Annotated in this window: 10 protein-coding genes and 2 pseudogenes; 4 read left to right on the top strand and 8 right to left on the bottom strand. The window is 69.2% G+C overall.

What is annotated here, in order from left to right; all coding sequences use genetic code 11:
* The 4 genes and pseudogenes from H5J30_RS06630 to H5J30_RS06645 form a co-directional block, all read right to left on the bottom strand.
* On the bottom strand, positions 1–519 hold a 519-nt coding region (locus H5J30_RS06630), incomplete at its 3' end, for a HipA family kinase (RefSeq protein ID WP_374100949.1).
* A 765-nt stretch (positions 520–1,284) separates the two neighbouring features.
* Positions 1,285–1,794, bottom strand: coding sequence for an epoxide hydrolase N-terminal domain-containing protein (locus H5J30_RS06635; RefSeq protein ID WP_258563152.1), 510 nt, complete (start codon positions 1,792–1,794; stop codon positions 1,285–1,287).
* Positions 1,795–1,818: 24 nt separating this feature from the next.
* Positions 1,819–2,185, bottom strand: a pseudogene (locus H5J30_RS36495) (transposase); the annotation flags it as partial.
* Between the two features lie 174 nt (positions 2,186–2,359).
* A complete protein-coding gene (locus H5J30_RS06645) occupies positions 2,360–3,409 on the bottom strand; it encodes an LLM class flavin-dependent oxidoreductase (protein ID WP_181786223.1) in 1,050 nt (349 codons plus the stop codon).
* 177 nt (positions 3,410–3,586) lie between these two features.
* Between H5J30_RS06645 and H5J30_RS06650 the strand changes: the two are divergent.
* Together H5J30_RS06650 and H5J30_RS06655 are read left to right on the top strand one after the other, a co-directional pair.
* Positions 3,587–3,706 (top strand): annotated as a pseudogene (locus tag H5J30_RS06650) (IS3-like element ISAar24 family transposase); the annotation flags it as partial.
* Positions 3,664–4,299, top strand: coding sequence for a TetR/AcrR family transcriptional regulator (locus tag H5J30_RS06655; RefSeq protein ID WP_181786224.1), 636 nt, complete (start codon positions 3,664–3,666; stop codon positions 4,297–4,299). The pseudogene H5J30_RS06650 and the gene H5J30_RS06655, both read left to right, overlap by 43 nt.
* A 626-nt stretch (positions 4,300–4,925) precedes the next feature.
* Here the strand turns inward: H5J30_RS06655 and H5J30_RS06660 are convergent.
* From H5J30_RS06660 to H5J30_RS06675, 4 genes are all read right to left on the bottom strand, one after another.
* Positions 4,926–5,444: a hypothetical protein gene (locus tag H5J30_RS06660; protein WP_181786225.1), complete on the bottom strand. Its 519-nt coding sequence runs from the start codon at positions 5,442–5,444 to the stop codon at positions 4,926–4,928.
* Positions 5,445–6,347: 903 nt separating this feature from the next.
* The gene (locus H5J30_RS06665) at positions 6,348–6,623 is read right to left on the bottom strand and encodes an epoxide hydrolase N-terminal domain-containing protein (RefSeq protein WP_181786226.1); all 276 of its coding nucleotides are present in this window, start codon (positions 6,621–6,623) and stop codon (positions 6,348–6,350) included.
* Positions 6,624–6,682: 59 nt separating this feature from the next.
* Entirely contained in the window at positions 6,683–9,628 is a 2,946-nt protein-coding gene (locus tag H5J30_RS06670; protein ID WP_181786227.1) for an FAD-binding and (Fe-S)-binding domain-containing protein, read from the bottom strand.
* Positions 9,629–9,725: 97 nt separating this feature from the next.
* Positions 9,726–10,892: a pyridoxal-phosphate-dependent aminotransferase family protein gene (locus H5J30_RS06675; RefSeq protein ID WP_181786228.1), complete on the bottom strand. Its 1,167-nt coding sequence runs from the start codon at positions 10,890–10,892 to the stop codon at positions 9,726–9,728.
* Between the two features lie 92 nt (positions 10,893–10,984).
* Between H5J30_RS06675 and H5J30_RS06680 the strand changes: the two genes are divergently transcribed.
* Together H5J30_RS06680 and H5J30_RS06685 are read left to right on the top strand one after the other, a co-directional pair.
* The gene (locus H5J30_RS06680; RefSeq protein ID WP_181786229.1) at positions 10,985–11,758 is read left to right on the top strand and encodes an IclR family transcriptional regulator; all 774 of its coding nucleotides are present in this window, start codon (positions 10,985–10,987) and stop codon (positions 11,756–11,758) included.
* A 289-nt stretch (positions 11,759–12,047) separates the two neighbouring features.
* Positions 12,048–12,697 (top strand): SLC13 family permease (locus tag H5J30_RS06685; protein ID WP_258563151.1); only part of this gene is annotated, 650 nt, incomplete at its 3' end.

Below are 12,697 nucleotides of genomic sequence, written 5' to 3' on the forward strand. Positions count from 1 at the left end.
CGGCTTGTCGGCGGCGGCCGCGGCGGCGGGCCAGTTGTGGTGCCAGATCAGGGTGGCGCCGTGGTCGATGAGCCACAGATCGCCGTGCCAGACCAGCATGTTGGGGTTGCGCCACGACCGGTCGACGTTGCCGACGAGCGCGTCGAACCACACCACCCGGCCGGCTTCGGCGGCGTCGACCCGGAAGGCCAGCGGGTCGAAGCCCAGCGAGCCGGGCAGGAAGTCCATGCCGAGGTTGAGCCCCCCGCTGGCCTTGAGCAGCGCCTGCACCTCCTCGTCCGGCTCGGAGCGCCCGATGACCGGATCGAGTTGGAGCCCGACCAGATCCGGCACCCGCAGCCCCAGGCGCTGTGCCAGCACCCCGCTGATCACCTCGGCGACCAGCGCCTTGCGGCCCTGTCCCGCCCCGGTGAATTTCATGACGTACGTGCCGAGGTCGTCCGCCTCGACGACGCCGGGGAGCGACCCGCCTTCACGCAGCGGCGTGACATAGCGGGTAGCGGTGACTTTTCGCAGCATCATCCCAGGCCATCCAACGTTTCCACCTTGCAATCGACGGAGGGAACGGTGAAGGCGGGACGCGGAGATCGGCTCCGACCAGCCCTGGGGAGACTCTGGGGAGTTTCGGCTGGCATCGAGACCCTCCTGACTCCCCGGCAAACCGTCGATGGCGGTGCACCCTCTGCTTCCGGCCTCCGGCATGAAGTGAGCATAGTAACTGAGTGTGACGGCCAGGGAGGAACCCGAGCCATCGCGCCAGCGACACCACGGTAGGTGTGCCGCAGTACGTGGAAGCTGTACTTCGTTCTGCCGAAGGGCTCGAAGACGCGGACCGACATGCCGAAGTGTTCTCGGCCGGTGGAGGTAGAGCTCCCCTTGGGCAAAGCCGGGGGCCGACCGGCCTCGGAGGACGTCCTCCCTCCTGCTCAGCACACGCTTCGGCAATGCCGTGACGACGTCATCCAGGCTCAGCCCGAACGCGGAGCGCCGTCGCCAGTTCCCAGGCTGCACGGAGGAGGGCGGCGACGGTGGAGGTGTCCTCACCTCTGCCGCCGCCGTCGCTGCGGCCCGTTCGCCGCCGGGGGGCTTACTTCACCAGTCGGGCGAACTTCCGGACCTCCTGGGTGAACAGCTGGGGCTGCTCGAACGCCGCGAAGTGGCCGCCGTAGGGGATCTGGTCGTTGCAGTAGACCAGGCTGCTATAGGCGCGCTCGGCCCAGATCTTGGGGGTGCGGACCAGTTCGCGGGGGAAGACGCTCAGCCCGACCGGCAGGTCGAGCCTGGTCAGCCCGGAGGCGCCGTAGTTCTCCCAGTACAGGCGGGCGGAGGAGGAGGCGGTGTCGGGTCGGAGAAGCCGAACCCCGGCAGCGAGGGGACGACCACGTGGAAGGCGCCCTGTGGGCTGCCGCCGTACGCCGTGGGGCCGGTCAGGGGGCCGATCGCCTTCACGAACTCCACGAAGGAGCCCGGCCGGCCGTGGGTGAGGAGGAGCGGCGTGGCGTTCGGGTGCCGGGAGCGGACGTGCCGGAAGTGGATGCCCAGGCCGTCGATCTGCGTGCGGTACTGGCCCAGGGCGTTGATCTGCCGTTCGAAGCGGCGCCAGTCGTACTGAGTGCGCCAGTACTGCAGCAGGCCGGCGAGCTCGGCGAGTTGGACACCCTGGGAGTTGTCGGTGACGGTCTCCTGCTCGGGCAGCCGGACATGGGCCAGCCGTTGGCGCAGGTCCGTCAGCTGGACCTCCGGGACGCGCAGGTCCAGCGGTGTGATCCGGCCGGTGGCCTCCAGCAGGTTCAACGGGCCGACGGCACCGGCGGAGGTGGCGGCGGAGAACAGCCGTAGCCGCAGGCGGCGGGGCTCCCAGCGGCGGGCGGCGCCGGTCAGGGCCGGCATCGGCAGCCAGATCAGCGGTTCCAGAGCGAGCTGGACGATCTCCAGCCAGAGCTGATTCTGGGTGGCGTCGCGCAGGGATAGGTTGTGCATGCCGGTGGCCGGGCGGTGCGGATGCGGTCCTCGGCGCGGGCCCGGTGGCGGTCCCGCAACTTCAGCGCCTCGATCGTGGCGTCGGGGTGTTGGTAGCGAACGCCGTCAGGCCCATGCCGTCGGCATCGGTGAAACACAACCGGGCGCCAAGGTGTGGACGTTCCTTGCGGACGATCAGCCGCATCCCCTTCGGCCAGCCCTTCAAGCAGTCGCCGCCGGGTTCGACGGCCTTCGTCACGCGGAGGCCGGAACGGAAAGGACGGCGGTGTGGATGGCGTCCTGATGGTCATGCCGTGCCGCCCGCGCCGGTAGCCTTCGGTAGCTGGGCCAGCGCCAACCGGCAGGTGGTACGTAATCGGCGGCAGCGTTGCTGCCTGGGTCAGGTGAAGGCCGGCATGATCCGCTCCTTGATCAGCCGCAGTTGCGTGTTCACATCGGCTGCCTCGGTGAGGTCGCGGCCGGTGAAGGCTTTGACCAGGGTGCGGTCGGTGATGGCGCAGATCATGTGGTTGACACCGCTGGGTGCGATGTCCCGCTGGATCTTCTCCAGGCACTCCTCGGGCGTACCTGCGATGGAGAGCCGCTCGGCGACCTGCGGCGAGGTCAGCTCGATGCCTCGGGCCAGGTCTCCGGCGGCGATCGCCTCGATGGCCGGCTTCAACTCCGCCGGGTCGACTCCGTTGCGGACCAGCTGCTCCTCGGGCATGGAAGAGGCGTAGATGCCGACCATGCTGCGCGCCGCCTCCTTGGCCACCGCCGGGTCGGGCCCGGTGGCGAAGACCACCCAGGCCCCGATGTCGAGCGATCGCCAGTCCTTGCCTGCACGCTCGGCCCCGGTACGGATGTGCCGTACCGCGTACTCGTACGCCTCGCGGGTGTAGCTCAGCGCGTGATGGCAGCCGTCCGACAACTCCCCGGCCGCCTCGAAGGACTTGGGCCCGCGCATCGCGCCGAGCTTGAGCGGAAGGCGTTCCTGCACAGGCCGCGCGAAGGTGAAGAGCCCGTCGTAGGAGAAGAACTCGCCCTCGTAGGTGAGGGCACCCTCGTCCAGGAACGTACGCATCACCTGCAATGCTTCCTTCACGCGCGACAGCGGCTTCGTGCGAGCCCAGTCGATCCGGTACTGGGCGAGCAGTCCGAAGTTGCCGCTGGACAGCACGCCTTCGGCGCGGCCACCGGTGAGCTCGTCCAGGGTGGCGAGTGCCTGCGCGATCAGCGTCGGCTCCCGCAAGGTCACCGGCGACACACTCGGCCCGAGCCGAATCCGCTCGGTACGGCCGGCTGCCGCCGCGAACAGCAGCCACAGATCTTTGTGCCAGGTCTCGTCGGCCGCGTAACATGCATAAAAGCCCAGGTCGTCCGCTAATCGAATGGAATCCAAGGACTCGGCCACGGGGTAGTCGGGGAGCATGGCGTAGCTGAACTTCACGAGCGCCACCTTCGATCGGGGACCTGCATACGGTGTCCTACGCTACGCAAGCGCCATGCCCGTATCGAGAGTGCCTCAAGCGCACCGCGTCGATCATCTTCCGGTGGCAGTAGCCTCCGGCGCCCACCCCGGCCGGCCAGACATCCCGGCACCGGCAGCAGGTCCCGAGCGCGTGCCATCGCGCTGGTCCGCGCTGGCAAGCAGGCCAAGCAAACGGCGGTGGAGCACGGCATCCATCCCGTCACGTTGTCGAAGTGGTTGCGGCAAGACGACATCGACAACGGGCGGCGGCCGGGAACGCCCATCCCGACACCAGCATCGAAGTCATCGCCACCGCCTCAGGCGTGACTCGCCAGACCGTCTACGCCCACTTCCCCTCGCGGGAACAACTGCTGACAGCAGCCCTCGACCGGATCACCGAGGAAGCGGTCGCCGCGATGGACGCCGCCGGCCTTGACACGGGACCTGCTGCGGATGCCCTGCTGCGACTCCTCGATGCCAGTAACCGGACAGCCGGGCGATACCCCGTCCTGCTCCAGAAGATCAGCATGCTGCCCGTTGACCCGCACACCGACCACGAACGCCATGCGCCGGTCGCCGACCGGCTGAAGCAGGTGATCCAGCGCGGTCAGGAGACCGGGGAATTCGACGGCAGACTCTCACCGGACTGGCTCGTCGCTGTCACCATCAACCTCGGCCACGCTGCGGGCGACGAGCTGGACGCCGGCCGGATGTCCAGCAAGAAGGCAGCGGAAGCACTCCACACCAGTCTGCTCCGCGTGCTGGGCGCAGTCGCGCGGACAGGAACCCCGACACGGGAGGAAGGCGTCCCTCCGGCTCGCAGCGCCGCCAAAGCCTGGGGCGCGAAGCTCCGAAATTCTCAGAAATGACAGAAGACCTTCGGGCGTCGTAACGCCAACCTTGAAGGACTCTAGTTGGCTTGAGGTCGGAGGCGCAGAGGAGCGCCGTGACACCCGTGGGTGCGCCGCCGGTCAAAAGTTGGTAGTTGTGGCGCTCTTCGCGTGACATGATCGAGCATTTGATTTTGTTCACGTCGAGATGCCGAGTTTCTCCTAGCAAGTCCAGCGGGTTGGGTGCCATGGCGTTGGCTCGTATAAGTGCTGCGCAGTTCTCGTCTACGCCCTCGATGGTGGAAATCACGGTCGACCGCCGCCGCACCCACCCCTCAAGCACAGCCCGCTCGGCATCGGTTACGGGCAACGGCGGAATCTTCGGTCCAGGACGACTCACACCAGACCAACGACAAATCTCCGACTCAGGACGCTAGGGTGCCGGTTCAGACGTCGCAGAACCGCAGTGCCTTCAGGGCTTCGTTGATCAGCTTGCCGTCGGCTTCGCTGACCTCGTTGCCGTCGTAGCTGAAGCGCTGGGAGGCGGTCCAGTCCTCCTTCTTGCATCGATGTCCTCTCCGAGAAGGCCCCGCGCCTGCACCAGGTCCTGGACCGCTGCCGAGGCGACCAGGGGCCCGGCGGGTCAGGTGCGCGGTCGCGGGACACTAGCCGTTGTAGTCCGGCGGGCGGAACCAGAACATCTGGTTGGGATCGCCGTTCCAGGCGTGGACGATCATCCTGTCCGTGCCGTCTCTTGGGCAGTCGAGCACACCGAAATGGTCATCGCCGACTCCGACGTTGTCGAAAGACCAACCGTCCCACCCATTACCTTCGTTCAAGGAGATGGTCCAGCGGTCAAGACCGTTATTGGGCGCATGGGCCCGGAGGTGCCCGTAATCTTCCTGAGTGACGACCTTTCCAGCATGAGCACCCGAGGCGACAACCATGAAGTAGCGCTTTCCGTGCCAGCCAGTCTCCCCGGTGCACACGAATGTGAAAGTGTCGGCCCGGTCGCGCTTCCATCCATGCACCCACCCCTCCGTGTCGACACCCAGCATGGGCGTGTCCTTCTGGCTTTGATCGCTCCACGCGAGCCTGTGCAGCTTGCCCGCGCCGCCTTTCGTGGGGTCTTCGTGGTAGCGGTCGTGATGCTCCAGGAAGGAACAACCCTGCGCTTTGGCCATGGCGTACAGCGCCAGGTACGCCAGTGCTTCGGACGTTTCCCCCCCCCGAGCCTGAGCCGTCGAACTGGTCCATCTCTTGTTGGAGCTGATCGCAGCTGACCATGAGAGATCCCCTCATTCACATGAATAAGAACCCAACGGGCCCGACAGTCGGTGGACATTTGACAGGCCCCTTGAAGCCCCGGGCACCCGCCGTGCCGGTATAACGGACCGCGTCACCCATCTGAGGGGCCCCGGCCTGACCCACCTGCACCAGCCCGCGAACGGAGCAAGACGGAGGACAGGGCAAGGAGGGTTTGCGGCCCGGCTGCGGGGAGGGGCAGGGCCATGAAAGCTCGTATCCCAGGTCAGCGCACGTGGTGTGCCCCGGTGCCGAGCCAGCCGACCAGCGGCACACGCGCCCGTTCAGCAGCACGCCACTGGCGGCGCCTCAGTACCCGACGTAGGCGATGACGATGACGGTGCGCAGAGCGGTGGGCGGTGGGCGGTGACGTAGGAGATGACGCGGACGTCGTCGACGTCGTCGGCGTATTCGCGCAGTTCGGGCGGGCGGCAGGCCGTAGTCTGCGATGTCCTCCAGGACCCCGGCGAGTTGGTCGGCGTCGGCGCGCTTCTACGCAGCGTAGGCACGCGCCGCGTCCGCGGCCGCTGCATCCAGCGGCTCGCGCTCCGCGCCGATGGCGGGGTGTCGTGGTCGCTCGGCGCCGCTCCTTCATCGTGCTGCCTGCTTTCAGGTAGCGGCTGGGCCGCGGGCGCTGCTGTCCCTCGGCCATGAACCTGGGCCCACCCGGCTACGTTGCCGCGAAGCGCTCTCGGGCGCCGGAATCCGGGCGTGGAGCCAGGGAGGCCGTCATGTGACGGAGCTGCGGAAGCCGAGGCTCACGCCGATCCGGCCGATGGTCGTCAGAGGGGTGCTGGGAGGAGCCGGCGGACCACGAAGGCGTGCACCCGCAACCCGGCGAACTCGCCGACGACCTGGGGCAGAGCATTCAACTCGGCCTCCGTACGGCGCCAGTCGTAGCGGTGCAGCCAGTGCTCGACAAGTCGCCGCAACCACGGCTGCGGCGTCCCCCAGCTCCAATCCTCCTCCGGCAGGGCCTCGCGAAACCGAGTGCGCGCAAGCCGCTCGCGCAGATCGGCCGCCGCCTCGTCGGAGGTGGTGGTCGTGAACGCACGCATCCGCGCATTCTCACCCCACGTTGCGGTACGGGACGACCGGGCCGGCGCCCCGGTTCTGGTCACGCCTGCGGGGCGAGCGCTTCTTGGATGAGCTGTACCGGGTGCCAGGGATCGCGGCCCGTGCCGTGGACGATCTGCTGCCGGCAGGAGACACCGGAGGCGGCGACGACGGTGTCGTCCGGTTCGGCGTCGACGGCGGGGAAGAGCCTGTCGCCGCCGACCGTCATGGACACCTCGTAATGCTCGGACTCGAAGCCGAACGACCCCGCCATTCCGCAGCAGCCCGCGTCCAGTTCCTCGATCCGGACGCCGGGTATCCGGCTCAGCAGCGCCACCGTCGCGGCGGTTCCCACCTCCGCCTTCTGGTGGCAGTGCCCGTGGTAGAGGAGTCTGCGCCCGGCGAGCCAGGAATTCTCGGCGAGGGTCAGGCGGCCCTCGTCGATGGCCTCCAGGAGCAGCTCTTCCACCTGCCGTACGCGTCCCGCCACATTGGGTACCCGGGGGTCGCCGGGGAGCATGACGTGCAGTTCGTCGCGCAGGGTCATCAGGCACGACGGCTCGCAGCCGACGATCGGCGAGCCGGCTCCCGCGGTCTCGCCGAGGGTGTCGAGCAGGGCGCTCGCCTGGCTCTTGGCCTGTTCCACCAGGCCCTTGGACAGGCTGGACCTGCCGCAGCAGCCGCCGCCCGCCAACTCGACCCGCCAGCCGGAGTGCTCCAGCAGCTCGATGGCCGCCCGCCCGACGTCCGGATCGGTGTAGGTGGTGAAGGAGTCGGCGAGGAAGGTGACCCGCCCCGGGCCGCCCTGCCGGACCACGGCGTCCCGGCGGCGGAACCACCGGACGAGGTTGCGCCGCCGGAACACCGGCAGCGGCCGGTTCGGCGCGATGCCCAGCAGACGGTCGGCCAGCAGGCGCAGCGGGCGCAGCCGGCCGAGCAGGTTGGCGAGCGGCGCGGTCGCCGAGCCCAGCCTGTTCAGCATCCTGATGGAACCGAACACACGTGAGCGCAGCGGCACCCCGTGGACGTCGTGGTGCTGGGCGAGCGCTTCGCTCTTCAGGGTGGCCATGTCCACTCCGAGAGGGCACTCGCTCTTGCACGCCTTGCACATCAGGCAGAGGTCGAGGACCTCGTGGAGTCGTTCGTCGCCGAGCGCCCGGCGGGGGTCCGGCTCGGACAGCGCCTTGACGAGCGCGTTGGCCCGGCCGCGGGTGGAGTGCTCTTCCTCCCGTGTCGCCATGTACGACGGGCACATGACCCCGGTGTCGCCCTTGCGGCACAGCCCGATGTTCATGCACCGGTCGGCCGCGCCGCGCATGCCGCCGACGACCTCGAAGTCCAGGTGCGTCCGCAGCGGCGGCGCTGCGGGAAGGGCGGCGTCCCGCAGGTTCTCGGTCATCGGCGGCGCGTCCACGATCTTGCCGGGGTTCATCAGGTCGCCGGGGTCGAACAGCCGCTTGACCTCGCGCATCGCCCCGTAGAGTGCGTCACCGAACAGCTCCCGGTTGAACTCGCTACGGGCCAGGCCGTCCCCGTGCTCGCTGGAGTTGACCCCGCCGTACTCCGCGACGAGGTTCTTGATCTCCTCCGCCACGGCCCGCATCCTCGTCACCTCCGCGGGGTCGGCGACGTCCACGAACGGCCTGATGTGCAGACAGCCGACCGAGCAGTGTCCGTAGAACCCGGCGTCGAGCCCGTGCCGGTCCAGCACCTCCTTGAAGCGGCGGGTGTAGTCGGCAAGATGGGCGGGGTGGACGGCGGTGTCCTCGACGAACGCCAGCGGCCGCCGCGTGCCCTCGCTGGCGGCCATCAGCAGCCCCAGGCTCGACTTGCGGACCTTCAGCAGCGCCTGCTGCTGAGGCCGCGTGACGGCTTTCATCGTGTGGTAGCCGTGACCGTTCTCCGCCCAGCGGGTGACGAGCTTGTCCAGCCGTTCGAGCAGCTCGGTCTCGTCGTCTCCGGAGAAAGTCACGAACAGCAGCGCGCCGGGGTCGCCGACCAGGATGGAGCCCAGGGCGGCGTACTCGATCTTCTGGCGGGACAGGTCGAGGATGGTGCGGTCCATCAGCTCGACGGCCGCCGGGTCGCAGGTCAGGGCGTCTTCGGTGGCGGCGATCGCCGCGGGCGTCGACGTGAAGTGCCCCACGGCGATGACCGTGCGGCGCGGCTTGGGTACCAGGTCGACCAGGGCGCGGGTGGCCACCACCAGCGTGCCCTCCGAGCCGACGACGAATTTTGCCAGGTCGGGCCGTTCCTGCTCGGCGATGCGGTCCAGCCGGTAGCCGCAGGCGCGGCGCCAGAACGGGGGGAAGCCGTCCGCGATCGCTCCGGCGTGGGTACGGACGAGCTGCGGGAGCCGCCGGTGGATCTCGCCTTCCAGCGTGGGCAGGGCGGCACGGCGCGACCACTCCGCCTCGTCCAGGGGACCCAGGCGGGTGCGGGTGCCGTCGGAGAGCACCACGTCCAGCTCGCGGACGTGGTCGATCGTCATCCCGTAGCGCAGGGAGCCGCTGCCGGCCGAGTTGTTGCCGATCATCCCGCCGATCGTGGCGCGGTTGCTGGTCGAGGTGTCGGGACCGAAGACCAGGCCGTACGCGGCGGCGGCCCGGTTCAGCTCGTCCTGTACGACGCCGGGTTCGACGAGCGCGGTACGCCGCTCGGCGTCGATCTCGACGATGCGGTTCATGTGCCGGGACATGTCCAGCACCAGGCCGGGTCCCACCGTCTGCCCGGCGAGGCTCGTCCCGGCGCCGCGCGGGACCAGCGGTACGCCGTGCTCGGCCGCGGCCCGCACCGCCGCCGCCACGTCGTCGGCGTGCCGGGGGAAGACCACGCCGACGGGGGTGATCGCGTACATGCTGGCGTCCCGCGAGAACACGTGCCGCGTGTAGTCGTCGAACCGGACCTCGCCTTCGACGCCGGCCCGCAGGGCCCGCTCCAGTTCGCGGTGGGAGGTGGACGTTCGCTCGGGTGCGGCGGCCGGGGCGCTGCTGTCGGGCGCGGTCATCGGATCCGGTGCTCCTTTACGGCGTGGGCGAGGCGGCCGGGCGGACGGGCGTGGGCCGACGGCGGAAGCCCGCGGTTGGCAGGCGGGGGGGGTGCGGCTACGCCGAGCGCAGCACGTCGAGCGCGGTGGTGAGCCCGGCGGGATCGACGGGGACACCGGCGAGTTCGAGGCCCATCTGCACGCCGGCGAGGGTGCCGGCGAGGGCGAGGTCGTTGAAGTGGCCCAGGTGGCCGATCCGGAAGACCCGGCCGCTGAGCTTGCCGAGACCGGCGCCCAGCGACATGTCGAAGCGCTCCAGGATGACCTTGCGCACGGTGTCGGCGTCGTGGCCGTCGGGCATGAGCACCGCGGTCAGCGAGCCGGAGTGCTCGCGTTCGTCGGCGCACAGCACGTCGAGGCCCCAGGCCCGTACCGCGGCCCGTGTCGCCGCGGCGTGCCGGGCGTGCCGGGCGAAGACCTGCGGGAGCCCTTCGGCCTGGAGCATGCGCAGCGCCTCCTCCAGCCCGTAGAGCAGGTTGGTGGCGGGGGTGTACGGGAAGAAGCCCCGCTCGTTCGCCGCGATCACCGGGTGCCAGTCCCAGAAGGACTTGGGCAGCGCGGAGGTCCGCGCCGCCCGGAGTGCCTTGGCGCTGACGGCGTTGAAGCTCAGCCCGGGCGGCAGCATCAGGCCCTTCTGCGATCCGGCCACCGTGACGTCGACCCCCCACTCGTCGTGCCGGTAGTCGATCGAGCCGAGGGACGAGATGGTGTCGACGAGCAGCAGGGCCGGATGGCCCGCGGCGTCGATGGCCCGCCGCACGTCGGCGACGCGGCTGGTGACGCCGGTGGACGTCTCGTTGTGGACGACGCAGACCGCCTTGACGGAGTGAGCGAGGTCGGCGGACAACCTGCCCTCGACGGCCGCCGGATCCACGCCGTGCCGCCAGTCCCCGGGGACGAAGTCGACCTCCAGGCCGAGACCGCGGGCCATCTCCTGCCAGAGGGTGGCGAAGTGGCCGGTCTCGAAGCAGAGCACGCGGTCCCCGGGGCTGAGGGTGTTCACCAGGGCGGCCTCCCACGCTCCGGTGCCCGACGAGGGATAGATCACCACCGGATCCGAGGTACCGAACACCGGGCCGAGCGCATCGAGCAGCCGCCGTGTCAGCGCCGCAAACCCCGGGCCGCGGTGGTCGATCGTGGGTGCCGACATCGCCCGGAGCACGGGATCGGGGACGTTGGTCGGACCCGGTATCTGGAGGAAGTGGCGGCCGGTGCTCACTGTCACGATCGAGACTCCCGTCGTTGTGCCACATGGTGGAACGCTGTACCGTCTTGCGACACACGGAGCATAGGGTCGACCGGAGGGGGCGTCAACGGATGCAGAGCGTGCTCAATGCGCTGCGCGTGCTGGAGGAGGTCGCCGTCCGGCAGCCGGTCGGTGTCGCCGACCTGGCCAGGGCGCTTGAGATGCCGAAGAGTTCGGTCCAGCGCGCGCTCGTCACGCTGCACACTGCGGGCTGGATCAGGCAGGCCGGGGAGTCGACCACCCGCTGGGCGGTCACCACCAAGGCGCTGCACGTCGGACGGCGCGCCACCAGCGAGCTGAGCCTGCGCGACGCCGCCGTGCCGATCATGGAGGAGCTGCGGCGCCGCACCGACGAGACCGTCCACCTCACGATTCCGGAGAGCGGCGACAGGGTCGTGCTGATCGAACGGCTCCAGACGTCCAAGCCCGTACGCATCGTGATGCCGTTGGGCATGAACCTCTCGCTCCACGCCTCGGCCAACGGCAAGGCCGTGCTGGCCAACAGCCCCGCAGCAGCGATCGAGCGCTACGTCGGCGCGGGGCTGGCCCGCTACACGGACGCGACGATCGTCGACCCCGCCCTGCTCATGGCGGAGTTGCAGGTCACCCGCGAGCGCGGTTACGCCGTCAACGGCGGCGAGTGGCGCACCGACGTCTCTGCCGTCGCAGCGGCCGTCGTCGCCGAGTCCGCGCTGCCCGTGGCGAGCATCAGCGTCAACGTGCCGACCAGCAGGATGACCGAGGAACTGCGCGCCACATACGGCGCACTCGTCCGCGACGCCGCCGAGCAGGTGGCCGCGGAGCTGGGCTCCCCCGGACCCACCGGGAACGCCGCTCCGGCCTGACGTTGTTCGACGGTTTCGCGACGACCCGCGCCGGTGCCGATCGTCGCTGGTGGGAGCGTTGGCGAGGAGACGGCGCGAGAGACGGCTCCCGGAATCGCGTGTGCCGCAGACCTTGACCTCCGGCTGTGACGCTGCTCATACTCACCGCCAGCCGGACGGTGTCCGCGGAATCTTGATTTCGTATGGCGGAAGATCGCCCTGATGTATGCGAGCCGCGGGTGGCGCGACGGGCCCGGCGCACAGCCATCCGGCGGAACAGACCCATGCCATCCCCCAATGGGAGGTTCCCTTGTCTGTTGAACTCGTCTCCATCCTCATCCTCGCGGGCATCTTCCTCGTCGCCACCGTGCGCCCGGTGAACCTCGGCGTCCTCGCCATCGTCGCGGCGTTCGTCCTGGGCCTCTCCGTCCTCGACGGGGCGGACGCGGAAGAGAAGACCGACGCGATCTTCGCGGGTTTTCCCGGCGACTTGTTCGTCATCCTCGTCGGCGTCACCTTCTTGTTCGCCATTGCCAAGAGCAACGGAACGGTCGACTGGCTCGTGCACGGCGCCATCCGGGCGGTAGGCGGCCGTATCGGCCTGATTCCCTGGGTGATGTTCCTGGTCACTGCCTCTCTCACGGCGATCGGCGCGGTGGTCCCGGCCGCGGTCGCGATCATCGCCCCCATCGGAATGGGCTTTGCCGTTCGCTCAGGCATCCATCCGATGCTGATGGGCCTGCTGATCATCAACGGGGCCAGCGCCGGCGGCTTCTCACCGATGAGCATTTTCGGCGGCATCACGAACGGAGTCGTCGAGAAGGCCGACCTGCCCGGCAACCCCACACTCCTGTTCGCGGCCTCGTTCTTGTTCAACCTCGTTCTCAGCGTGATCGTCTACTTCATGTGGGGCGGCCGTGAGCTGCTCGGCCGCCGTATCGGCGACGCGGAGGACATCGA

This window comes from Streptomyces phytophilus, from assembly GCF_013870535.1.
Taxonomy (GTDB): domain Bacteria; phylum Actinomycetota; class Actinomycetes; order Streptomycetales; family Streptomycetaceae; genus Streptomyces; species Streptomyces phytophilus.